The sequence below is a fragment of the Microbacterium plantarum genome (assembly GCF_035231185.1).
Lineage (GTDB): Bacteria > Actinomycetota > Actinomycetes > Actinomycetales > Microbacteriaceae > Microbacterium > Microbacterium plantarum.
Genome location: NZ_CP141117.1, coordinates 57,572 through 78,368, shown reverse-complemented (window position 1 = coordinate 78,368; position 20,797 = coordinate 57,572). Strand labels below are relative to the sequence as shown.

The following is a 20,797-nucleotide window of genomic DNA, read 5'->3' as shown; positions in this document are numbered from 1 at the left end:
CATCACTGCACCTCCTGCTCGAGCTGACTGATCGTGACCGGCTGCAGGAGCGATTCTCCGATGGCGGCGCAGAGGTCGTACAGGGGTCCGGCGAACACGGTCAGCGCGACCGTGACGGCGACCATTCCGGCCGTCGCGGTCGTCATGATGCGCGGGATGACGCGCTTCTCGGTCTGAACGTCGGCCCCTTCGGCATCCCCGAGGTAGGCGATGCGCGCGTCGGTCTCGCTCTCGCCCTCTCCGACCTCGTCCTTCTCGCGCCAGAACGACAGGTTCCAGGCGCGCATCAGGGCGTAGAGCGTGAGGAGCGAGGTGATGATGCCCGCGACGATCAGCACGTACATCAGCGGACTGCCCTCGTCGGCGGCCGCGTCGAACAGCGCGTACTTGCCGATGAAGCCGGAGAAGGGCGGGAGACCGCCGAGGTTGATCGCCGGGATGAAGTAGAGCACGGCCAGCAGCGGCGCCGCGCGCATGAGGCCCTTCACCTTCAGGATCGAGGTCGACCCGGCCCGTCGTTCAACGAGACCGACCGCCAGGAAGAGGGTCGTCTGCACGACGATGTGGTGGACGATGTAGTAGATCGTCGCGCCGACGGCGGCCGGCGTGGCTATGGCGAGGCCGAAGATCATGTAGCCGATGTGGCTGACCAGCGTGAACGACAGGATGCGTTTGAGCTCGGCCTGCGCGACGGCGCCGAGCACCCCGACGATCATCGTCGCCAGCGCGACGATCAGCAGCAGCGTGTTGACGCTGTTGTCCTGGAAGATCTCCGTCTCGGTGCGGATGATCGCGTACACGCCGACCTTCGTCAGCAGCCCCGCGAACACCGCGGTGACGGGAGCGGGCGCCGTCGGATACGAGTCGGGCAGCCAGAACGACAGCGGGAAGACGGCGGCCTTGATGCTGAACGCGAGCAGCAGCAGCAGGTGCAGGACGAGCTGCGTCTCCTGCGGCAGCTCCGTCATCCGCTGCGAGAGCTGCACCATGTTCACGGTGCCCAGCGCGCCGTAGATCGCCGCGATCGCCGACAGGAACAGGATCGACGACACCAGCGAGACGACGATGTAGACGACGCCCGTGCGGATGCGCGACTCGGTCGACCCGAGCGTGATGAGCACGTACGACGCGACGAGCAGGATCTCGAATCCGACGTACAGGTTGAACAGGTCGCCCGCGATGAAGGCGTTGAAGATGCCCGCCGAGAGGATGAGGTACGACGGGTGGAAGATCGAGACCGGCGTCTCATCGTCACCGTCGGCGGCGCCCTGGCCGACCGAGAAGAGCAGGACCGCGAGCAGGACGACGCTCGAGACGACGACCAGCAGCGCGGCCAGCCGGTCGACGTAGAGCACGATGCCGAACGGGATCGGCCACCCGCCGACCGAGACTGCGATCGGCACGCCGGTGGCGTTGATGACGTTCAGCAGCACCGCCGCGATCACGAGCGTCGCGGTGAGCGTGACGATCGAGACCCCGACCTGGATGCGGCGGCGGCGACCGAAGATGAGGGCGACCGCGGCCCCCAGCAGGGGCAGCGTCACGAGGAGGGGAACCAGGGCGCTCATCGGTCTCCTCCGGGGCGATCGGTGGGCGCGTCGTCGCGCAGCGCGTCGAAGTCGCGCGAGTGCAGCACGGTGATGGGTGACGTCTGGTCGCCGACGAAGTCGGTCGTCGCGTCGTCGTCTTCGTCGGTGATCTCCTGCTCCATCGCCTCCTCGTCTTCGGCCATGCGATCGCGCACGGCGAGGTCGGCCTCGTCATCCTCGACCGTGTCGGCCTGACCGAGCTGCCAGGAACGGTAGATCAGGGCGAGCAGGAAAGCCGAGACGGCGAAGGTGATGACGATCGCCGTGAGGGTCAGCGCCTGCGGCAGCGGGTCGCTGAACTCGGCAGGGTCATCGGCCGAGCCGTAGAACGGCGCGACACCGGGCGCCCCCATGACGACGAGGAGGAACAGGTTGGCCGCGTTGCCGAGCAGCAGGAAGCCGATCAGCACGCGGGTGAGGCTGCGCTCGAGCATCGCGTAGACGCCGGCGGCGAAGAGCACGCCCATGATGATGATCAGGATCAGTGAGACGTTCATCGGGCGAGCTCCTCTCGCTCCTTGCGCTGCCGGTCGACTTCCGCGCCCAGCGAGCGGAGCACGTCGAGGACGAGCCCGATGACCACGAGGTAGACGCCGACGTCGAAGATCGTCGAGGTGACGAACTCCACGTGGCCGAGAACGGGCAGCTCCGCCTCCCAGAACGTGCTCGTCAGGGCGGGCGCACCGAAGAAGAGGGGCACGACCGCGGTACCGACAGCCAGCGCCATCCCGACGCCCAGCAGTCGCCCGGCATCCGTCGGAGCGGCAGCCCCGAGCTCGTACGGTCCGCCCGCGACGTAGCGCATGACGAGCGCCATCCCCGCGACGAGTCCGCCGGCGAAGCCGCCGCCCGGCAGATTGTGGCCGGCGAAGAGCAGATACAGCGACACGACGATGATCGTGTGGAACAGGATGCGGACGATCACCTCGAGCATGATCGAACGCGTCTCGGGGCGGAGCTTCTGCCCGCCCACGAGCCAAGCCTGCCGCGACGATCCCGATCCGGCGCGGGGCCGCGGCCCCTCTGACGTCTCGACGAGCGGACGGCGCGTGCGCAGCGCGCCGGTGGGCAGCGACGAGATCGCACGAGAGAGCGTGTCGGAGCGATGCGTCACGAAGACGAGCGAGGCCACACCCGTCGCCGCCAGGATCAGCACCGACAGCTCGCCCATCGTGTCCCAGCCGCGCAGGTCGACGAGGGTGACGTTGACGACGTTCTTGCCGTGACCGATCTCGTACGCGAGGTCGGGGAACGCGGTCGAGATGGGCTCGGCGACACGGGCGCTGGTCGCGACGATCGCCACGAGCGCCATCGTCGCACCGACGCCGATGCCCAGCAGCGCGCGCCCGATCGGCCAGACCGAGGCATTGTGGTCGCCCATCCGCGAGGGGATGCGGCGCAGCACCAGCGCGAAGGCGATGAGCGTGACCGTCTCGACCAGAATCTGCGTCAGCGCGAGGTCGGGCGCACCGGCCGACGCGAAGAGCGCGACCATGCCGAGCCCCGTCACCGACACGAGCACGACTCCGGTGTAACGCTTGCGGGCCCGCACCGCGATGATGCCCGCGATGATCATGATGGGCGCGACGAAGACCTGCATCGGCGAGTGCCACGCGGCGAGATCGGCCTGCCAGCCGCCGTGCGCGATGAGCGCCGTGCCCTCGGCCGCGACGAACACGACGAAGATCGTGCCCACGTAGACCGGAAGCGACCCTCGCTGAGTGAGCGACGTCGTCCACACCGAGGTCCGCACGATGGCGCGAACCGTCCCGTTGTAGGCGTCGACGGCGGTGAAGGGCAGCCAGCGACGCTGCGTGCCCGGGCGCCGCCCGACGAACCAGAACAGCACGAGACCGGCGAGGATGCTGCCGACCGAGAGGAACAGCGCGGGTTCGAAACCGTGCCAGAGGGCGAGGTGGTACTCGTAGCCGTCGGCTCCCGCCGCCTCGGGCATCGTGGCGGCGTAGCCCGAGAACGCGGCATCGAGCAACGGTGCGGCGATGCCCCCGACGACGGTGAGGCCGCTCAGCAGCACCGGGGCGGCGAGGAATCCGATCGGCGGATCGGGCCACTCCGTGCGAGGCAGAGTCGCGCCTGCGGCATCCTTCTTCGTGAAGAACGCGCCCCACACGAAGCGTGCGCCGTAAGCCGTGGTGAGCAGCGAGCCGAGCACGATGCCGATCAGCGGTGCGAGGGCGAGCGGATCCGTGCCCCCCTCGAGCAGCGACGAGAGCGCGGCTTCCTTCGCGACGAAGCCGATGGTCGGTGCCACGCCCACCATCGAGGCGATCGCGATGATCGAGAAGACCGCGAGCGTCGGCGCCTGGCGCCCCACTCCCGAGAGCTCACGGATGTCGCGGGTCGACAGCTGTCGGTCGATGACGCCGACCACGAGGAACAGCGACGACTTGAACAGCGCGTGGCCGACGAGCAGCGCCAGGCCGGCCAGGGCGGAGTTGCGCTCGCCATAGCCGAGAACGACCGTCAGCATGCCGAGCTGGCTGACGGTGCCGAAGGCGAGGATGCGCTTGAGGTCGGACTCGCGCAGGGCCTGCAGACCTCCGAGCAGCATCGTGAAAACGCCGAGCCCGATGACCATGGGACGCCACGGGTCCTCGTGCGCGAAGGCGGGCGCGAGACGGGCGATCAGATAAATGCCGGCCTTCACCATCGCTGCGGCGTGGAGGTAGGCGCTGACCGGGGTGGGCGCGGCCATGGCGCCGGGCAGCCAGAAGTGGAAGGGGAAGATGGCCGACTTGCTCAGGGCACCGACGAGCGTGAGAGCAATCGCGATGCTGAGGAGCGCACCTTCCGGTGCTGGGGAGGAGACGATCGTGCTCAGGCTCGTGGTGCCGTAGAGCACGACCAGCATCACGACGCCGATCAGCATCACGAGACCGCCGAGGGTGGTGACCAGAAGCGCCTGGAGCGCCGCACGGCGGCTCGCTCCTCGGCCGTTGTAGAACCCGATGAGCAGGTAGGAGAGAACGCTCGTGATCTCCCAGAACATCACCAGCACGACGATGTCGTCGGTGAGAACGAGTCCGTACATGGCGCCGGCGAAGGCGAGCAGCACGGCCGCGAACTGCCCGACGCCGACCTTCTTGCCGTCGAAGTACCAGCGGCAGTAGATCATCACGAGCGCACCGACGCCGGTGACGATGAGCGTCATGATCCACGCGAGGGTGTCCATCCGCATCGACAGAGCGATGTCGAGCTGAGGGATCCAGGCGTATGACTCGAACGGAATGCCTCCGCTCAGAACCTCAGGAGCGCGACGGGCCGCGTCGACGAACGCTGCGATGGGCAGGAGTGCTGCGACGAAGAATGCGCGGGCGCCGATCCGCTTGATCAACCACGGCAGAACCAACGGAAGAACCGCGAACGCACCGAGGAAGATCAGCAACAGGCCTCCTCTGGGCGTGGGGGGTCGTGTCACCCATCTTACCGACAGGATGCCGGTCTACGGTCGATCGGCTAAGACTTGACAGCAACCGGCCCCGTCGTGTTCCCCAGACGGAACGTACTCGTGAACCATTGCGAGTCGGGCGTGTCTCCGGCTAGGAGCGCTGCCACAGCCTCGCCGGCGGCTCGCCCCTTCTGCCACGCCGGCTGCACGAGTGTGGTCAGTTCGTAGGGCGCGAGACCGTCGACCACGATGCCGTCGAAGCCCGTGATGCTGACATCCTCCGGTACCCGCAGCCCGGCCTCCTCCGCAGCGCGCAGCACACCCACCGCGAGCAGATCGCTCTGCGCGATGACCGCCGTCGGATGCGGGCCGTCGCCCGCGAAGAGCGCGCGTCCGACTGCCGCGCCGGCGTCGATCGAGCTGTCCCCGGCGGCGTAGGCAGCGGCATCCGGAAACACGTCGCGGAATCCGGCGAGCCGGTCGGCCACCACGTCGACCGACGTCGTGCTCTCGTCGTCGCGCGACAGCCAGCCCGACTCCGATCCCCACCGCACCGGCATCGTCACCGCGACGACGTTCGTGTGCCCGAGATCGCGCACGTGCTCGGCTGCGAGGCGCTGCGCCTCGCGGTTGTCGAGCGCGATCCGGGGCACCCCCTCGCCCCCGTCGCCTTCGATGACGACGACCGGGATGCCACGGGCCCGAACGCTCGCGAGGTGGTCGCGCAGCAGCGCGCTGCATCCGATCAGCACGGCGGCGTCGATGGGAGCCGTCATGAGCGTCGGCTCGCCCGCGACGACGCTGCCCTCGCGTAGCAGCAGCAGTCCGGCGCCGATCGGGGCGACCGCGTCGGCGAGCGCGTCCATCGTCGTCCGCATGACGGGGTCGCCGAAGACGCTGCCGAGCCGCCCGCCGCTGACCACCCCGATGATCCCGCTGCGTCCGCGCCGGAGCGACGCCGCGCGCGGGTCGGGTCCGAGGTATCCGAGCTCGGCGGCGGCCGCGAGGACCTTCGCGCGGGTCGCTTCGCTGACGGGCGTCTTGCCGCTGAAGACGACGGATGCCGTCGACGGCGAGACCCCGGCCGCATGCGCGACGTCCGAGATGGTGGGCCGACGTGCGTTCACGCCCCGATCGTACCTGGCCGTAGTGCAACGTCGAATCGATTCGGTACGCTGACCCGGTGACCGATGTGCTCTCCCGTTCCGTCTACCTGCGCTGGCGCAACGCCGTCTTCGCGATCTTCGCCGCGAGCGGCCTGAGTATCGCCACCTGGGCCGCGCGCGTACCCACGATCAAGGAAGACCTCGGCATCGAGAACCGCGAGATCGGACTGGCGCTGCTCGCGATGGGGATCGCCTCGATCCTCGGGCTCTCCGCGAGCTCCGTCATCATCGCCCGGCTCGGCACCCGCACCGGCATGTTCGGGGTGCTGATCACCCTGTCGATCGGCCTCGCGATCCTCGGGCTCGGCAGCGGCTTCTTCCACTCCTACGCCATGCTCATCGTCGGGCTCGCGCTCTTCGGGTTCGGCAACGGATGCCTCGACGTCATGATGAACGTCGACGGTGCCGCCATCGAGACGCAGTCGGGCAAGACGATCCTGCCGCTGTTCCACGCCTTCTTCAGCTTCGGCACCGTGATCGGCGCAGGGCTCGGCGCGATCGCCGCGAGCCTGCACATCGGCGTCGCCATCCACGCCGTGACCATCGCCGCACTCATCGTCGTGCTCGCGATCGTCGCGATTGCGAACGTCCCCCGCCGCGCGGTGACGGATGCCGTCGCCGCCGACGTCGCGGCGCCGGAGGCGGCCGCCGACGGCCCCGCGCCCGGGTGGCGTCAGCGACTCGCGGTGTCGCTCTCGGCCTGGCGCGAGCCGCGCACCTACACGCTCGGCATCATCATGCTCGGCATGGCCTTCGCCGAAGGCGGTGCGAACGACTGGCTCGCGCTCGGCGTGGTCGAGCACGAGGGCGGAACCGCCGCCATCGGCGCCGCGGCCCTCACCGTCTTCAGCGTGTCGATGACCGTCGTTCGCGTCTTCGGCGGACCCCTCGTCGACCGCTTCGGCCGCGTCGCGACGCTGCGCGTGCTCGCCGTCGCCGCGACAGCCGGCATCCTGCTGTTCATCCTCGCCCCGAACCTGCCGCTCGTCTTCGTGGGAGCCGCACTGTGGGGCATCGGGGCGTCGCTCGGCTTCCCGCTCGGGATGTCGGCCGCCGCAGACGACCCCGCCCGCGCGGCCGCCCGCGTGAGCGCCGCCGCGACGATCGGTTACGTCGCGTTCCTGTGCGGACCGCCGATCCTCGGATTCATCAGCGACCACATCGGCCTGCTGCCGACGCTGTTCATCCTGGTGGTGCTCGTCGCGGCATCCGGTCTCGCCTCGTCGGCCGCGAAGCCGCTGCCCGGAGCCAAGGTCGGCGCCGGCCGCCACTGACCCGTCGCGCGAGGTCCGCGCCGCTTCACCGCGCCGCGAGGTCCCAGTTTGGCCGGGTATCCCGTCGCCATTCCGGCCCAACTGGGACCTCGGCGGAGCGGTGAAGCGGGCGGGGGCAGATGGCCTGACGGACGAGTCGGGGTCGTGTGAGCCGAGCCGGTCCCGCCCGGTCAACAGGCTCAACCGTGCTCGCTGACGGCCCGCGGGGCTTCAACGGCAGGTGAGCCTGACGACGGGACAACCGGCAGATGCCGGCGCGGTAGCTCAGAACCGCGGCAGCGGCACCCCCATGCCGCGAAGCAGGGCGCGCACCGCGTCGACAAGCAACCCGGTGGGGACGGGCGCGGCGAGCGCGTCGGCTGCGGCTCCGTCGAAGAGCCAGCGGATCGCGCGAGCCTGGCCGGTGCACCTCGCCGGGTCTGCATCGAGAGCCTGCGCGAGGTACTGCGTGAGGAAGTCGTCGATCGCCGCGGTCTCGGCGGCGAGCGATTCGCGGACGGGCTCGAGCCGTTCGACGTCGCCGATCGCCCGGACGAGCCCGGGGTACAACTCGTCGGCGAGCTCCGCCTCGAGGTGCGCGGCATAGGCCAGAACGGCATCCATACCCGCTGCCCGCTCAGTGATCTCGGCGAGCGCCCGTTCCGTCTCGGAGCGCCCGGCCTCGAGCACTCCGACCAGGAGGTCGAGCTTCGTCGGGAAGTAGTGGAACAGCGTGCCCGACGACACGCCCGCGCGACGGTGGATCGACGCAGTGGTGGCGGCCGCGTATCCGGATGCGGCGAACTCGGCGGCCGCCGCATCCAGGATCACGGCACGCCGCTCCTCAAAGCGTTCAGGATCGCGACGGCGTGGCACGGGAGCCACCCTAGCCCGCGAAGCTTTACTAGAGCAGCAACTCTAGAGCGGTTACTCTGATGTCGTGGAATCGGAATCGAACCCCGCCACGGCACCGACGAACGCGACACCGCCAGAGCCCCGGCACCAGCCGCAACGGCCGCAACCGCCCCGCCCCCGCGCGCTCGCCTGGACGACCGTCCTGGTCGGCATCGGTCTCGCGTGGTCACCGATGTGGCTACCGGAGGTGCTTCGCGCCGTCGGAGCCGACCCGCGCCCCCCGCTCGCGGCGATCGGGCTCGCGGGACCGGCGGCCTCGATCTTCTGGAACTGCCTCGCGACGGCGCTCGTCCTCGCGTGGGTGTTCGGTGTCGAGCGGCGCGGGCTGTCGTCTCTGCGCATCGTGCGGCCGACTGGCAAAGACCTCGAGTGGGCACTCATCTTCTTCGGTGGCGCCATGGCCTGGAGCTGGCTCGCGCAGCTCATCCGTCCGCAGAACGCACCCGACACCGGCTCCGCCACCATCGCGGCGCTCCCGATCCTGGTGGTCGTCGCGATGATCCTGAGCGCTGCGATCTGCGAAGAGATCCTGTTCCGCGGCTATCCCCTCGAACGATTGACCGAGCTCACGGGGCGACGCTGGGTCGCGGTCGCCACGACGCTTCCGTTCTTCGTCGTGCCACATCTGTTCACCTTCGGACCCGAGTGGCTGCTCTACCACGCGAGCGGAACCGTGGCGATCTACGTGCTGTACCTCTGGCGCCGCAACCTCGTCGCCTGCATGGTGCTTCACGCCGCCGTCAACGCGCCGATCCTCATCCCGACCGTCGCTGCGCATATCGGCTGAACACGCGGGCGCGCGCCCGCGCCGGCACTCTGCCAGGATCATCCGCGATGACGATCTCCACACAGCCCTGGTACCTCCCGGCATCCGACACCGGCGTCCACCTCGACATGATCCCCGAGCAGGTTCTCCATGCCCTCGGGGCAGGTGACACGGCGAACCTCGACCCGATCTACGCCAACCCGTTCCTCACAGGCCCGGAATGTGACTGGCTCTGGCGGCACCGCAGCGCACAGGTCGGGAACGCGCCTGGTGACGCTCCGTGGATCACCCGGCTCATCATCGATCCCCAGCGCGACGCCGCCGTCGGCGTGGCCGGCTTCCACGGCCCGCCGGATGCCAGCGGCATGGTCGAAGTCGGGTATCGCGTCGACCCCGCGCTGCGGCGCCGCGGTTATGCACGACAGGCTCTCGAGACCCTGCTCGACGTGGCACGCAGCCACCCCGATGTGCGCACGGTGCGCGCGACGATCAGCCCTGACAATGTCGCGTCACGAGCGCTCATCGACGGTTACGGGTTCGTCGAGCGCGGCGAGCAGTGGGATGACGAGGATGGTCTCGAGATCATCTACGAGCTCTCCGTCGCCGACGCCGACGACGCCGCCGCCGCCAGCGACAGCGCTTAGGCTCGACGGGTGCGTCTGGTCATCGCCCGCTGCTCCGTCCAGTACACGGGGCGCCTCAATGCTCACCTTCCGCTCGCCACCCGTCTGCTGGTGCATAAGGGCGACGGAAGTTTGCTCGTGCACTCCGACGGCGGGTCGTACAAGCCGCTGAACTGGATGAGCCCGCCGTGCACGCTCACGGTCGAGACGCCCGAGGACGACCCGGATGTCGAGGAGCAGGTCGTCGAGCAGTGGCGGGTGACCCACGCGAAGTCGGGCGACACCCTCGTCGTGCGCATCTACGAGATGATCCACGACTCGTCCCACGAGCTCGGCGTCGACCCCGGTCTCATCAAGGACGGCGTCGAGGCCGATCTTCAGCGCCTGCTCGCCGAGCAGGTCGAGGTGATCGGTGAAGACCTGACGCTGGTCCGCCGCGAGTTCCCGACCGCGATCGGACCGGTCGACCTGCTGCTGCGCGATCCCGCGGGCGGAACGATCGCCGTCGAGGTCAAGCGCCGCGGCGACATCGACGGTGTCGAGCAGCTCACGCGCTATCTCGAGCTGCTCGGCCGAGACCCGCACCTCGCGCCCGTCACCGGGGTGTTCGCGGCGCAGGAGATCAAGCCGCAGGCGAAGGTGCTCGCCACCGACCGCGGCATCCGCTGCGTCACGCTCGACTACGACGCCATGAAGGGCATCGAGTCGGGCGCGCCGCGCCTGTTCTGACGCGACGCGCCCGCAACCGCGAGCCGTCAGGAGCCGAGCTTCGACAGCTCCTCGAACTCGTCGTCGGTCAGCTCGATCTCGGCGGCGCGGAGGTTGTCCTCGAGGTGCGCGACGCTCGAGGTGCCCGGAATCGGCAGCATGACCGGCGAGCGCTTGAGCAGCCACGCGAGGGCGATCTGGGCGGGGGATGCCTGCTTGCGCTCGGCGAGCTCGCTGAGCGGCGAGTCGGCACCGGTCAGGCCGCCGGTCGCGAGCGGGAACCACGGGATGAAGCCGATGCCCTGCTCCGTCGACCAGTCGAGGAGTTCCTCGGCATCCCGCTTCTGCAGGTTGTAGAGGTTCTGCACCGACACGATCGTGGCGATCTGCTGCGCGGCCTTCACCTGATCGACGGTGACCTCGGAGAGTCCGATGTGGCGGATCTTGCCCTCGTCCTGGAGCTTCTTCAGCTCGCCGACCTGGTCCTCGAGGGGAACCTGCGGGTCGATGCGGTGCAGCTGGAAGAGGTCGATGCGGTCGAGTCCGAGGCGGCGAAGGCTCATCTCGGCCTCCTGGCGCAGGTACTCGGGGCGCCCGAGCGGCGGCCACTCGTTGGGCCCAGTGCGCGTGAGGCCGGCCTTCGTCGCGATCACGACGTCGTCGCCGTAGGGGTGCAGCGCCTCCTTGAGGAGCTCCTCGGCGACGTAGGGGCCGTACGAGTCGGCGGTGTCGAAGAAATTCACGCCGAGCTCGACGGCGCGCTTGAGCACGCGGATCGCCTCGTCGTGATCCTTCGGCGGACCCCAGACGCCGGGGCCGGTGAGCTGCATCGTGCCGTAGCCGAGGCGGTTGACCTCGAGGTCGCCGCCGATGCGGAAGGTGCCGGAAGCGTGGGCTGAGGACGTGCTGGATGTCGTCATGAGGATGTCAGCGCGCGGGAGCCGCGAGACATTCCCGCCACCCGCATAGCCACCCCGGCGGGCCTCATGAGCGAGACCCATAATGGGGCGGTGCCGAAGATCACCGCTGCGACCGTCGCAGAGCACCGCGTCGCTCAACACGGAGCGCTCCTCGCCTCGGCGAAGGCGATCATCGCCGAGGCCGGCGTCGCCGCCATCACTCCGCGTTCGGTGTGCGAAAGGGCGGGCCTGTCCCGGTCGAGCTTCTACGAGTACTTCCCCTCCAAGGACGACCTCCTCGCCGCGATCGCGATGCAGGCGTTCGAGGAATGGGGTGCGGAGCTCGAGGCCGCGATGGATGCCGCAGCCCCCGGCCGCGCTCGCCTGCACGCCTACGTCACCGCGACGATCCGGATGACGGCCGACGGTAAGCACACGCTCGCCACGGGCCTCCAGCAGACCGACATCTCGCCGAAGAACGTCGAGGCGATCATGGCGATGCACGACGCCCTGACGGCGCCGTTGCGTCACCTCCTCGAAGAGCTGGGAATCCCGGATGCCGCAACCCGGGCGGCCCTCGTGCAGGGCGTCATCAACGCCGGCATGCAGCTCGTGGAGCACGGGGTCGACGCCGACGATGTGATCGCGGGAGTCATCGGGGTACTCGACAGGGGCGTGCACGGCGACCTTTGACCTCGTCCCCCGTAGGTGACAGCCCGCCGGCAAGACACTGCGACCGCGTGCTGGAGATGGTCGACGGCACCCTCACGCCGTACTCCGTGTCATCGCGCACGTAGGGTGGGACCTATGACCCGATCGCCGTTCTCCTGCGTGCTGTGGGACATCGACGGCACGGTCGTCGATGCGTCCGAAGGCATCCTCCGCCGCCTCACGATCACGCTCGCGCACTTCGGCCACCCGGCCCCGACGCACGACGAGCTCATCCACTGGATCGGCCCGCCGATGCACGAGTCGTTCCAGACGAACCTCGGGATGACGCCCGAGAAGGCGACCGAGGCGGTGTCGTTCTACCGCGTGCTCGGCAAGGCCGACGGCTACACGACCGGCGCACGCCTCTACCCCGGCGTCGCCGACCTCATGGTCGAGCTGGATGAAGCAGGGGTGCCGCAGTCGACGGCGAGCTCGAAGCCCGAGATCCAGGTGCGCGCGCTGATGGAGCACTTCGGCCTCGCACCGCGCCTGCGCGAGATCGTCGGGGCCACGAGCGACGAGAAGACGCTGAGCTCGAAGTCGGACATCGTGGCGGAGGCTCTCCGACGCCTGGCCGCCGACGGCATCGACGTCTCGCGGCCGGTGCTGATCGGCGACCGTCACCACGACGTCGAGGGCGGCGCCGCGAACGACGTGCCGGTCATCTTCGTGTCGTGGGGCTTCAGCACTCCCGAGGAGGCGAACGGCGCGATCGCCGTGGCAGCTGACATCGACGAGCTGCGTACGCAGCTGCTTCCTGCCGGCTGAGCGTCGGGGCACTCCCCCATTCGACGCCCGGGCTGCGTGCCAGAAATGCAGCGCCCGGGCGTCGACGGATCCCCCCGGATACGTCACGCGATGCGTGACGGGATAACTGTACTGATCTTCGCCGCGCACCGATACCCGTAAATGAGACGGATTTCATCCGCGTAGCGTGCCGGTGTGACTCACGTGGATCTCCGCCCCTTCGACGATGACGACGCGGATGCCGTCTTCGAGATGATGCGCGACCCGGATGCCGTCGCCCAGGCCGCCTTCACTGCCGACGACCCCTCCGACCGCGCCGCGTTCGATGCGTGGCTCGAGCGGCACCGCGCCGACGACCGGGTCTCGATGTTCGTCGTGACCGATGACGGCGGCTTCGCCGGAACCGCCGCGGCCTTCACCGTCGACGGCGATCGCGAGGTCACCTATTGGATCACCCGCCACGCCCGAGGTCGCGGTGTCGCCTCGGCCGCGCTGCGCCTGCTCGTCGCCCGCGAAGCGGAGCGCCCGCTCTATGCCCGGGTCGCCGCCGACAACGCGGCATCCATCGCCGTACTCACCAAGAGCGGCTTCAGCGAGATCCGACAGCAGCGGGCATACGCCCCCGCCCGCGGCGAAGAGATCGACGAGTTGGTGTTCGCGCTGCCGCCCACCCTCGACGGAATCTGACGCGACTGTTCGATGTCGGGCGAGCCGTCAGGACCCGACATTGTGGCGGCGAGCGGGACTCAACAGAATCGCCTCCATCGCTGCTTGGTACGCCTTCCTTCGTAGGCAGCTCCCCGACTGGGAGCTCTTGCTCCGACCACCAGGTCGGCAGCCCGCGCTCGTTCCGCTTCTCTTCGAGGTGGTCGATGACCTCCTCTAGAAGCACGGCGTTCGAGACGCCGGCGTGCTGGGCGAGCTGATTGAGCCGGTCCTTCGAACCCGCTTGATCGCCCAACCCCGGCTCCCTGGGTTCTCACGCGAACCCCACGGGAGACGACGGTCGGTCATACCGCGACACCAGCCATAGACCGAGCGAGTCGCGAGTAACACGCCGCGTGTTGCCATAGATCAAGACAGAGTGACACGGACGTGTCAACTACTTGAGCTGCCGGCGCCGGCGGCAGCGGGGGAGCGCGTCGGCTCGGAACGCCTCAAGGGTGCTGCGCGGATTCCTGCGGAATCCCGGCGGGGCCAGTCCTTGAGCCGCTCCGAGCCGACGCGCGGGCGGCAAGTATCAGCTGATGGCGAAGCATCGGCTGAACGGCCGAGGACCGCAGAGAGGATCACGGGCGATGAGCATTCATGTCACGGTGTACGGGGCCGAGGGCTGCACGAAGTGCACGAACACCTGCACAGCGCTGCGCCTGGCCGGTATCGACTTCGATCTCGTCGACGTCCACGCCGACGCCTGATCGACGAGCTGCGCGTTGCCGGCGTCCACGAGCTTCGTTGGTCGTGACCGACAACGGCGACAGGTGGCGGCGCACCATGACCTTCGCCGGAGCGTTCAGTCAAAATCTGCTGCTGGGGCGGTCTTCGGCTTCACCGAGAGCACGGTTTAGCTGAGCTAGTTCATCTCGGACGCGCTGGACCTTCTCGGGAGTGAAGTACTGGATGCCTAAGGAGGAGACGGCTTGGGCAATCGCTGTGTCGAAGCGATACTCGTGCTCGATTGCTTCGCTCAGGTGATCGCCGGTTGGGAGGCGAAGAACGAGGTCCAAAAACCGTGAGGGGTCGTTGAGAACGTCGAGATAGGCGTTCAACAGACGCTTTCTCTCGATCTGTAGTTCGCGATGATTCATCTGGACACACTATCCGGGTGACTCGACCTGAAGTCGAGCCCCCCGGATACCCTCAGAACGTCGCGCCCGATGTGCCCGTGTGAACGACGGTGTAGGTGTGGCTGTTTCGCAGGAACCACAGTGGCTGACCGGGATCATGGTAGGTCGTGATCTTCCCACTCAGCTCGACGTGGTACTTCGTGCCGGGCGCCGAGCCGTGCTGGTAGTTTTCCTCGAAGATCAGCGGGCCTGTTCCCATCCCTCGAAACTGTGCGCTGTCACAGTTATTCCAATCGTGCAGAACCTGGTCAAAGAGGGGGAGCTCGTAGTAGGTCTTGCACTCCAGCGGATTGACCTCAATGAGTGAACCGGCGATTGCGCGGACTTCACCATCAAGAGTGACAGTGGGATACTCGTTGATATTGTACGAGAATTTAAGTTGAACGGCGCCTACGACCGGCCCACAGCCGGTTCCGTCGGGACGACAATATCCGTAGTCGAGCTTCTCGTCCAGGTACCAGATTTTCCCGATCACTCGCCCGTCTCGGATTGCGGGGGCACGTAGAGCATCAGCCTGCACTCCGCCACGGCTGACATCCGTAGACTCCGAGGCCGTCGCTTCGGCCAGAACTGCTCGAAGGTCCGCGGCGGACGCGCTGTCAAGGTTGGCTGACTTCTTCTCGACGAATGCTGTAGCTCCAGCGCTTTCGCCTTGCGCCACCAGCTGCCGAACGGCTGCCTCTACCGGATCCTCGTCAGCAGATGCGAGGTAAGGTGCACAATCTCCAGCTTGCTTCTCATCGATACTGCACGGCTGTGCTGCGGTGCCACTCGCCCATGCAGGAGTTACCGCGGCGGTAGCAAGGATCGTCAGAACCGCGGCAGAGAGTGCAGCACGGGTCAGAAGTCTCGTTTTCAACTGATTCCCCCATAATGTGATTCGGTCGAGCCGACCGTTTCACGATTTATGCCAGGAAGCAACGAAACGATCGAGGTTCCTCAGTTGGGAGATCGAAACATCCCCTCATTGGGCAGTTATCCCGATGATCGAGAACTGGGCTCTCGACAGCTCACCCGCCGCGGCGGCCGACGGTCGCAAGAGCAACCAAGCGGTACCGGATACCCCGATAATCAACGTTATGTCAGGTTCCTGACATATGTCCGGTTGCGTGCCCCTAGATGGGTGCGTGAACGCACGCGGCCGCTTGGGGCATCCGGCGATGGGGCTAGCGCTTAAGGCTTGTGGAAGCTCATGGTTCAGAAGGTCAGGAGGCTGACCAGGTTGTTAGTCCACTTGACGTCGGCATGAGTACGCAGGTACGGCTGCCCGTTTTGCGGCCTGACAACCCCGACTGCTACACGAGCGCTCCCAGCGCCGACGTAGGCCTTCCCTCCGTTGTCGATCCAGGCAACCAAGGTGGGCTTGTCGCTGTGCTTGACTTCGCCCGTCTGCTCGCTCTTCCATTTTGTATGAGACGATCTCGTCCTCCGTCTTCCGAGTCCCCCCGAAACGGACGTGTGTGATCTGGATGGACATGGCCCCTCGCTTCCTGTCGCAACACTGCGGCACTGAAACGGATCATGGCACGAAGGCACGACAGCCCAGTCCGGTCAGTTCGCAAACGGCCGCATGAGAACGCGAACGTGGCGACAACGTGGCTACGCGCCGGTGAGCGATTCGCGCTCGTCGGCCGGAGAAGCTACACGGGCTTGACCGCCAACACCCCTGGTACAGCCGACTGCGCGTCGACCCAGCTGCTCAGGTCAGGATCGATGAAGCTTGTAACAAGCAGGATGTCGTCATATCGACCTTGAAGGTCCTGCGACCAGATGCGGTGGTGGTGCCCGATGCGATTGCGAAGGTCGCGAAGCCGACTGACAGGCTCTTGCACCGTGTCCTGCGCTCTGTCAGGAGCGTGTGGGAACCCGGTCGCGATGTCCGGCCAGAACCGCATCTGACTCTGGGAGACCATCTGGTGCCAGAACCCGAAGGAGATCTCCGAGATGACTTGGCTTGGCGTAACCGGCTTCTGGTTCTTTGTGACGCGCCTCTTCGCGGTGTCAACGTCGACGTACGGGTACCGATGCTTAGTGGGTGGGTTTCTGCGACCGAACTCACGATGGTCGTCCGAGATCCAATGGCTCGCGCGCCCGAGTTGCGCGTGCCGGTCTGACATGCGGGCATCGATGGTGTTGCGCAGTGCCACCTCGAGGTGTCCGAGCGAACCCCAGAACGCCGAAGCAGCCTCGACGTTCCACTGGTAGAGCTCCTCCGCCCTCGCAGTGTCTCCGCGCGCTTCGGAGAGATAGTGTTTCAGCCGGTCCGGGCCGAAGTGTTGCTCGTAGAACGCCCAACGCTGATTGACCATCGTCCCCCACTCACGTAACATGTAACGCAACACCCCGGAACCGTCCCTGTAGGCCTCGCAAAGGTCAGATCACACGGCCGGGGTTCTGCTTTTCTACCAGGCGGTCACGGGTGCCCGCGACCGCTAGCGCTGGGAAGTCTGCAGGCGGCACTCACGCTTGCTCAGTCGCGGGGAGATAGAGCGCGTCGAACGCTCGACGACCCTACCCCGAGGACCCGTCCGATACTCTCCCAGCTGTGATGCTCGGCGCGTAACTGTCGAGCCGCCGCGATTCGCTCTGGAGTCATCACGCTCGGGCGGCCGCCGACACGTCCCTGGCTGCGGGCGTACTCGAGACCTCGCTGAGTGTTGTCCCGGATCGTGTCCACGCGCAGCTGCGCGAACACGGCCACGATCCCGAACAGCGCACGACCCATAGGCGACGTCGTGTCGATCATCGGCTCGGTGAGACTCACGATGTTCACCTGGCGCGCGTCGAGATCCTGCAGCGTCTCAATCAGGATGCGCTCACTGCCGGCGAGACGATCGAGCCGGCGGACCTTGAGGGTGTCCCCCGGCCTCAGGTAGTCGAGACATGCCAGCCACTGCGGCCGATCGGTGACGCGGCTCGATTCGCCATGGTCGACGAAGACACGTTCGCAGCCGGCGGCGCGGAGCTCGGCGGACTGAGCATCCGGGTTCTGCTCCCGCTTCGAGACCCGGGCGTACCCGACTTCATGTGCCATGCCGAAAACGGTACCGCCAGGGTTCCGGCGCGAAACGGTTTCGGCAGGGGGTTTTGGCGGATCGATCCTCGGCGTGTCGCGCAGCTGCTCATCGACGCCGACGAGCCCACCAGAAACGATCAGTTTCGGCCGATTGTGGACCTCTACAAACGGCGAGCAGGTTCGCGTTGCGGCTTCCACTCCGCCCCGCCACGCTTGATCAGGACAGCCGCTCCGGGCCCGTGCAGTTCACCCGGGATGACCGGCCGGCCAGAAAGCGCGACAAGGAGCGACAGCGCCCGACCGCGCACCTCCGCACCTTGGCCGATCTCGGTCGCCGCGTCGTTGGCGACCAACCGGAGGCCTTGCGCTCGTGAGCGCGAGTACTCCGTGAAATCGTGACGCGCGAACCATTGCAAAGTGGCGGCCGCCGTTTGAACGGGTACACCGTCTCGGATACCGACAGGCCGACGGATCTCTTCGCCGTGGATCAGGACTTCACCCAATCCCGCCATGAGCGGACCGGCCGCGCGTCGCTTGTTGCGGATCGCTCGTTCATACCTGGCCAATGTCTCAGCCGGCGAAGCCCCCATCCTGGTGACTACTCCCCGTTCCTTATGGAGCTCAAAGTCAAAGCGCGCGGAGAACACGCTGCGCAGCCAGGCTGGGATGCTCTGTTCTGCTCCAGCCGTCAGATGTGCGATGGTCTGCTCGAGAGTCCAAGAGCCAACGAGCGCGGGAGATCGCCATTGCTCGGCGGTGAGGGATTGAGTCTGGTCATGTAGACGCTGCCGCTCGGCGTGGATCAGCGACCAGAGCGCGGAGGCCCTCATCACTTGACTCGACGCTCGATGTGGACGGTGACGGTGTCTCCCACGTCCTTGCCCAGCTTGCGGCGGAACGCAGCGTTCAGCGACACCATGTGGCCGCCCGTCCCGGTGACCATCATCCCGACGTCTTTCAGCGGCAGGTCGTCAACTGTAAGGTCTACCCGAACGGAGCGGCCCGTGCCGAAGAAATCGGCAGAGTCGGGCATCTCGACGCAGGCCCAGACCTCGCCCTTCACGTTTACGCCGATCGGGGCGGTGAAAGTGTGATCGAGCGTGATGGGGTCAAACGGCATGGGATCTCCTCGGTCGTCGGAACGCTGTCGATAGGTGAGACTGCGCGGCGCGGGCAGAATCGTCGCATGGCGCAGAACTTCTCGGACATACCCGTCGTAGAGCGCGAGAGCGCCAACGAGAACTCTCGTGAACGATTCGAGCGGGCGGTAGCACCACTGCGGCAGGGCCTGCACGCTCACTGCTATCGCATGCTTGGGTCGGTGCACGACGCCGATGATGCTCTGCAAGACGCTCTCTTGCGTGCCTGGGCGGCGTTCGACCGGTTTGAGGGACGCAGCTCGGTCCGAACGTGGCTCTACACGGTGGCCACTCGGACATGCCTGGATACCGCCAAAGCACGGGGACGACGAGCGCTCCCGATCGACCTTGGCCCTGCCGCCACCGAACCCGCCACCGACTCGACACCGGACACCGAAATCGAGTGGCTGACGCCGTACCCCGATCCGGCAGACTTGGCGCAGCGCACCGAACACTTAGAACTCGCCTTCGTCGCGACGTTGCAACTCCTGAGCGGCAACGAGCGGGCCGCGCTTCTCCTCGTGGACGTCCTCGGCTTTTCGGCCTTCGACGCGGCCTCAGCAATGGGGACCAACACGACCTCGATACATTCGGCTCTCGCTCGCGGGAGGCGAACTCTGGGGGAACGCAGCGCCTCCCCGGCGAATCCGACACAGCCTCGTCCGTCGCAATCGACGCTTTCCCTGGCTCATCGGTTCGCAGAGGCACTCGCCAACTCCGACCTACGGACGTTCGTCGACCTTCTGGCTCCCGACGTGACCTGGCAGATGCCACCACTCACGGAGTGGTACGCCGGCGCGGATTCTGTCGCAGCCTTCGCACATGCCGTCCCGATGACGCTGTGCCCAAGCTGGCGCACCCGCGTGATAACCGCCAACGGGCAGGCCGTGGTCGCCTTCTACATCGGAGCGCACCATGCCGCGCCGCACGAGGCATGGTCCTTGACGCTGGTCGATACCCAGTATGAGGCGATCACAGGCATCACCTCGTTCATCGACCCCGATCTCTTCGCACGGTTCGACCTGCCGGCTTCACTGAGTTGAAGGCGACCGAAACCCCGTACCGAAACCGTTTCTCCCAAAACCAGGTTTCGACACGGTCCTAGGTTTCGGCAGGCTCCCGCAGCGCCATCCGCCGAGGTGCCGTAAACGATCGTTTACGGCAGGCAGGCGGCCGAAAGTCACAAATACGCTCGGAGGCTCTGACAGGGTGAGAGCATCATGTTTCTCTCCTCATCTGGCCCTGACACCGCGTCGCCTGTGCTTCTTCTCCACGGCGGTGGGGTTGCCGGCTGGATGTGGGACTCCTTGCGGGAGCGGCTTGCACCGAGCTACGCGGTCCTTGTTCCCGACCTACCGGGGCACGGACGGTCAGCCGCTGAACCTTACGTATCTCACGCGAACACCATTACCGCGATCGCAGAGCTGCTCGCGACTACTGTCCCCGGTCGCCCCACGACCGTCATCGGGTTCTCCCTCGGGGCTCAGCTCGCCATACAACTGGCCTCAGGGCACCCTGAACTCGTCAGTCAGGCGGTCATCGTCAGTGCTCAAGCAAAGCCCATGCCGTTCACCGACCTCACGCTTGCCGCGCTCGGCGTCAGCGCACCGCTTGCTCGCAAGCGATGGTTCGCTAAGTTGCAAGCTCGGGAACTCTTCATACCCCCTCATCTGATGGAGGAATACATCAGCACCAGCGCGGGAATCACGAAAGAGACACTCGTCGGCGCTGTCGGCGCCAACATGAGGTTTACGCTGCCCGACGCATGGTCGGCGTTCCGCGGGCAAACTCTCGTCATGGTGGGCGGGCGAGAACGACGCCTGATGCGCGACTCAGCCGACTCCATCCACGAAGCCCTTCCCAGCGGTGAACTTCTGGTCGTCGACGAATGCGGACACGGCGTCCCGTTACAACGCCCGGATTGGTTCAACGATCGCGTCGTCGATTGGCTCCCCGCGGACTGATCCTCGACCAGTGGTTCCGCCTGAAACGGTAGTTGGCAGTGTGGC

General features: G+C 66.9%; 23 protein-coding genes. 10 read left to right on the top strand and 13 right to left on the bottom strand.

The window, feature by feature from the left end:
• Nucleotides 1-2 precede the first annotated feature (2 nt).
• The 4 genes from VC184_RS00390 to VC184_RS00375 form a co-directional block, all read right to left on the bottom strand.
• On the bottom strand, nucleotides 3-1,568 hold the full coding sequence (locus tag VC184_RS00390) for a Na+/H+ antiporter subunit D (RefSeq protein ID WP_274179060.1): 1,566 nt from the start codon (nucleotides 1,566-1,568) through the stop codon (nucleotides 3-5).
• Nucleotides 1,565-2,086, bottom strand: coding sequence for a Na(+)/H(+) antiporter subunit C (locus tag VC184_RS00385; RefSeq protein WP_269266802.1), 522 nt, complete (start codon nucleotides 2,084-2,086; stop codon nucleotides 1,565-1,567). The genes VC184_RS00390 and VC184_RS00385 overlap by 4 nt, the downstream gene beginning before the upstream one ends.
• The gene (locus VC184_RS00380) at nucleotides 2,083-4,995 is read right to left on the bottom strand and encodes a Na+/H+ antiporter subunit A (RefSeq protein ID WP_274179061.1); all 2,913 of its coding nucleotides are present in this window, start codon (nucleotides 4,993-4,995) and stop codon (nucleotides 2,083-2,085) included. Before VC184_RS00380 ends, VC184_RS00385 begins: the two co-directional genes overlap by 4 nt.
• A gap of 71 nt (nucleotides 4,996-5,066) precedes the next feature.
• On the bottom strand, nucleotides 5,067-6,125 hold the full coding sequence (locus VC184_RS00375; protein ID WP_282501786.1) for a LacI family DNA-binding transcriptional regulator: 1,059 nt from the start codon (nucleotides 6,123-6,125) through the stop codon (nucleotides 5,067-5,069).
• A gap of 56 nt (nucleotides 6,126-6,181) precedes the next feature.
• On the opposite strand from VC184_RS00375, the gene VC184_RS00370 reads away from it, so the two are divergent.
• The gene (locus VC184_RS00370; protein ID WP_274179063.1) at nucleotides 6,182-7,438 is read left to right on the top strand and encodes an MFS transporter; all 1,257 of its coding nucleotides are present in this window, start codon (nucleotides 6,182-6,184) and stop codon (nucleotides 7,436-7,438) included.
• 264 nt (nucleotides 7,439-7,702) lie between these two features.
• Here the strand turns inward: VC184_RS00370 and VC184_RS00365 are convergent, their stop codons facing one another.
• Entirely contained in the window at nucleotides 7,703-8,293 is a 591-nt protein-coding gene (locus VC184_RS00365) for a TetR/AcrR family transcriptional regulator (RefSeq protein WP_323986953.1), read from the bottom strand.
• Nucleotides 8,294-8,357: 64 nt separating this feature from the next.
• On the opposite strand from VC184_RS00365, the gene VC184_RS00360 reads away from it, so the two are divergent.
• From VC184_RS00360 to nucS, 3 genes are read left to right on the top strand one after another with little or no spacing between them, the layout of a single operon-like run.
• On the top strand, nucleotides 8,358-9,119 hold the full coding sequence (locus tag VC184_RS00360) for a CPBP family intramembrane glutamic endopeptidase (RefSeq protein ID WP_274179065.1): 762 nt from the start codon (nucleotides 8,358-8,360) through the stop codon (nucleotides 9,117-9,119).
• Between the two features lie 47 nt (nucleotides 9,120-9,166).
• The gene (locus tag VC184_RS00355; RefSeq protein ID WP_274179066.1) at nucleotides 9,167-9,742 is read left to right on the top strand and encodes a GNAT family N-acetyltransferase; all 576 of its coding nucleotides are present in this window, start codon (nucleotides 9,167-9,169) and stop codon (nucleotides 9,740-9,742) included.
• 9 nt (nucleotides 9,743-9,751) lie between these two features.
• The gene (nucS, locus tag VC184_RS00350) at nucleotides 9,752-10,450 is read left to right on the top strand and encodes an endonuclease NucS (RefSeq protein ID WP_091501312.1); all 699 of its coding nucleotides are present in this window, start codon (nucleotides 9,752-9,754) and stop codon (nucleotides 10,448-10,450) included.
• A gap of 26 nt (nucleotides 10,451-10,476) precedes the next feature.
• On the opposite strand, the gene VC184_RS00345 is transcribed toward nucS, so the two are convergent.
• Complete coding sequence (locus VC184_RS00345) at nucleotides 10,477-11,349, bottom strand: aldo/keto reductase (RefSeq protein ID WP_274179067.1); 873 nt, start codon at nucleotides 11,347-11,349, stop codon at nucleotides 10,477-10,479.
• 90 nt (nucleotides 11,350-11,439) lie between these two features.
• Between VC184_RS00345 and VC184_RS00340 the strand changes: the two genes are divergently transcribed.
• The 4 genes from VC184_RS00340 (at nucleotide 11,440) to VC184_RS00325 (ending at nucleotide 14,204) form a co-directional block, all read left to right on the top strand.
• Nucleotides 11,440-12,021: a TetR/AcrR family transcriptional regulator gene (locus VC184_RS00340; protein WP_282501785.1), complete on the top strand. Its 582-nt coding sequence runs from the start codon at nucleotides 11,440-11,442 to the stop codon at nucleotides 12,019-12,021.
• Between the two features lie 114 nt (nucleotides 12,022-12,135).
• Nucleotides 12,136-12,807, top strand: a complete 672-nt coding sequence (locus VC184_RS00335; RefSeq protein WP_282501784.1) for an HAD hydrolase-like protein — start codon at nucleotides 12,136-12,138, stop codon at nucleotides 12,805-12,807.
• A 174-nt stretch (nucleotides 12,808-12,981) separates the two neighbouring features.
• Nucleotides 12,982-13,473 (top strand): GNAT family N-acetyltransferase, encoded by a 492-nt coding sequence (locus VC184_RS00330; RefSeq protein WP_282501783.1) that lies wholly within the window; start codon nucleotides 12,982-12,984, stop codon nucleotides 13,471-13,473.
• 611 nt (nucleotides 13,474-14,084) lie between these two features.
• Nucleotides 14,085-14,204 carry a glutaredoxin domain-containing protein gene (locus tag VC184_RS00325; RefSeq protein WP_282501782.1) on the top strand — a complete coding sequence of 40 codons (120 nt, stop codon included), beginning with the start codon at nucleotides 14,085-14,087 and terminating at the stop codon, nucleotides 14,202-14,204.
• 99 nt (nucleotides 14,205-14,303) lie between these two features.
• Here the strand turns inward: VC184_RS00325 and VC184_RS00320 are convergent, their stop codons facing one another.
• The 7 genes from VC184_RS00320 to VC184_RS00295 all read right to left on the bottom strand — a co-directional run bounded on the left by VC184_RS00320 (nucleotide 14,304) and on the right by VC184_RS00295 (nucleotide 18,769).
• Nucleotides 14,304-14,594, bottom strand: coding sequence for a hypothetical protein (locus tag VC184_RS00320; RefSeq protein WP_282501781.1), 291 nt, complete (start codon nucleotides 14,592-14,594; stop codon nucleotides 14,304-14,306).
• Between the two features lie 52 nt (nucleotides 14,595-14,646).
• Nucleotides 14,647-15,492, bottom strand: a complete 846-nt coding sequence (locus VC184_RS00315) for a hypothetical protein (RefSeq protein WP_282501780.1) — start codon at nucleotides 15,490-15,492, stop codon at nucleotides 14,647-14,649.
• 338 nt (nucleotides 15,493-15,830) lie between these two features.
• Nucleotides 15,831-16,169 carry a DUF3892 domain-containing protein gene (locus VC184_RS16335; protein WP_354451686.1) on the bottom strand — a complete coding sequence of 113 codons (339 nt, stop codon included), beginning with the start codon at nucleotides 16,167-16,169 and terminating at the stop codon, nucleotides 15,831-15,833.
• A 104-nt stretch (nucleotides 16,170-16,273) separates the two neighbouring features.
• Complete coding sequence (locus tag VC184_RS00310) at nucleotides 16,274-16,942, bottom strand: Abi family protein (RefSeq protein ID WP_282501779.1); 669 nt, start codon at nucleotides 16,940-16,942, stop codon at nucleotides 16,274-16,276.
• A 161-nt stretch (nucleotides 16,943-17,103) separates the two neighbouring features.
• On the bottom strand, nucleotides 17,104-17,847 hold the full coding sequence (locus VC184_RS00305; RefSeq protein ID WP_323986951.1) for a recombinase family protein: 744 nt from the start codon (nucleotides 17,845-17,847) through the stop codon (nucleotides 17,104-17,106).
• Nucleotides 17,811-18,479 carry a maleylpyruvate isomerase family mycothiol-dependent enzyme gene (locus VC184_RS00300; RefSeq protein WP_282502684.1) on the bottom strand — a complete coding sequence of 223 codons (669 nt, stop codon included), beginning with the start codon at nucleotides 18,477-18,479 and terminating at the stop codon, nucleotides 17,811-17,813. Before VC184_RS00300 ends, VC184_RS00305 begins: the two co-directional genes overlap by 37 nt.
• Nucleotides 18,479-18,769 (bottom strand): DUF1905 domain-containing protein, encoded by a 291-nt coding sequence (locus tag VC184_RS00295; protein ID WP_282502683.1) that lies wholly within the window; start codon nucleotides 18,767-18,769, stop codon nucleotides 18,479-18,481. Before VC184_RS00295 ends, VC184_RS00300 begins: the two co-directional genes overlap by 1 nt.
• A gap of 66 nt (nucleotides 18,770-18,835) precedes the next feature.
• Here VC184_RS00295 and VC184_RS00290 point away from each other — a divergent pair, with 66 nt between their 5' ends.
• Together VC184_RS00290 and VC184_RS00285 are read left to right on the top strand one after the other, a co-directional pair.
• Nucleotides 18,836-19,831, top strand: coding sequence for an RNA polymerase subunit sigma-70 (locus VC184_RS00290; protein WP_323986950.1), 996 nt, complete (start codon nucleotides 18,836-18,838; stop codon nucleotides 19,829-19,831).
• Nucleotides 19,832-20,008: 177 nt separating this feature from the next.
• Nucleotides 20,009-20,752 (top strand): alpha/beta fold hydrolase, encoded by a 744-nt coding sequence (locus tag VC184_RS00285; protein ID WP_323986949.1) that lies wholly within the window; start codon nucleotides 20,009-20,011, stop codon nucleotides 20,750-20,752.
• The last annotated feature ends 45 nt before the right edge of the window (nucleotides 20,753-20,797 follow it).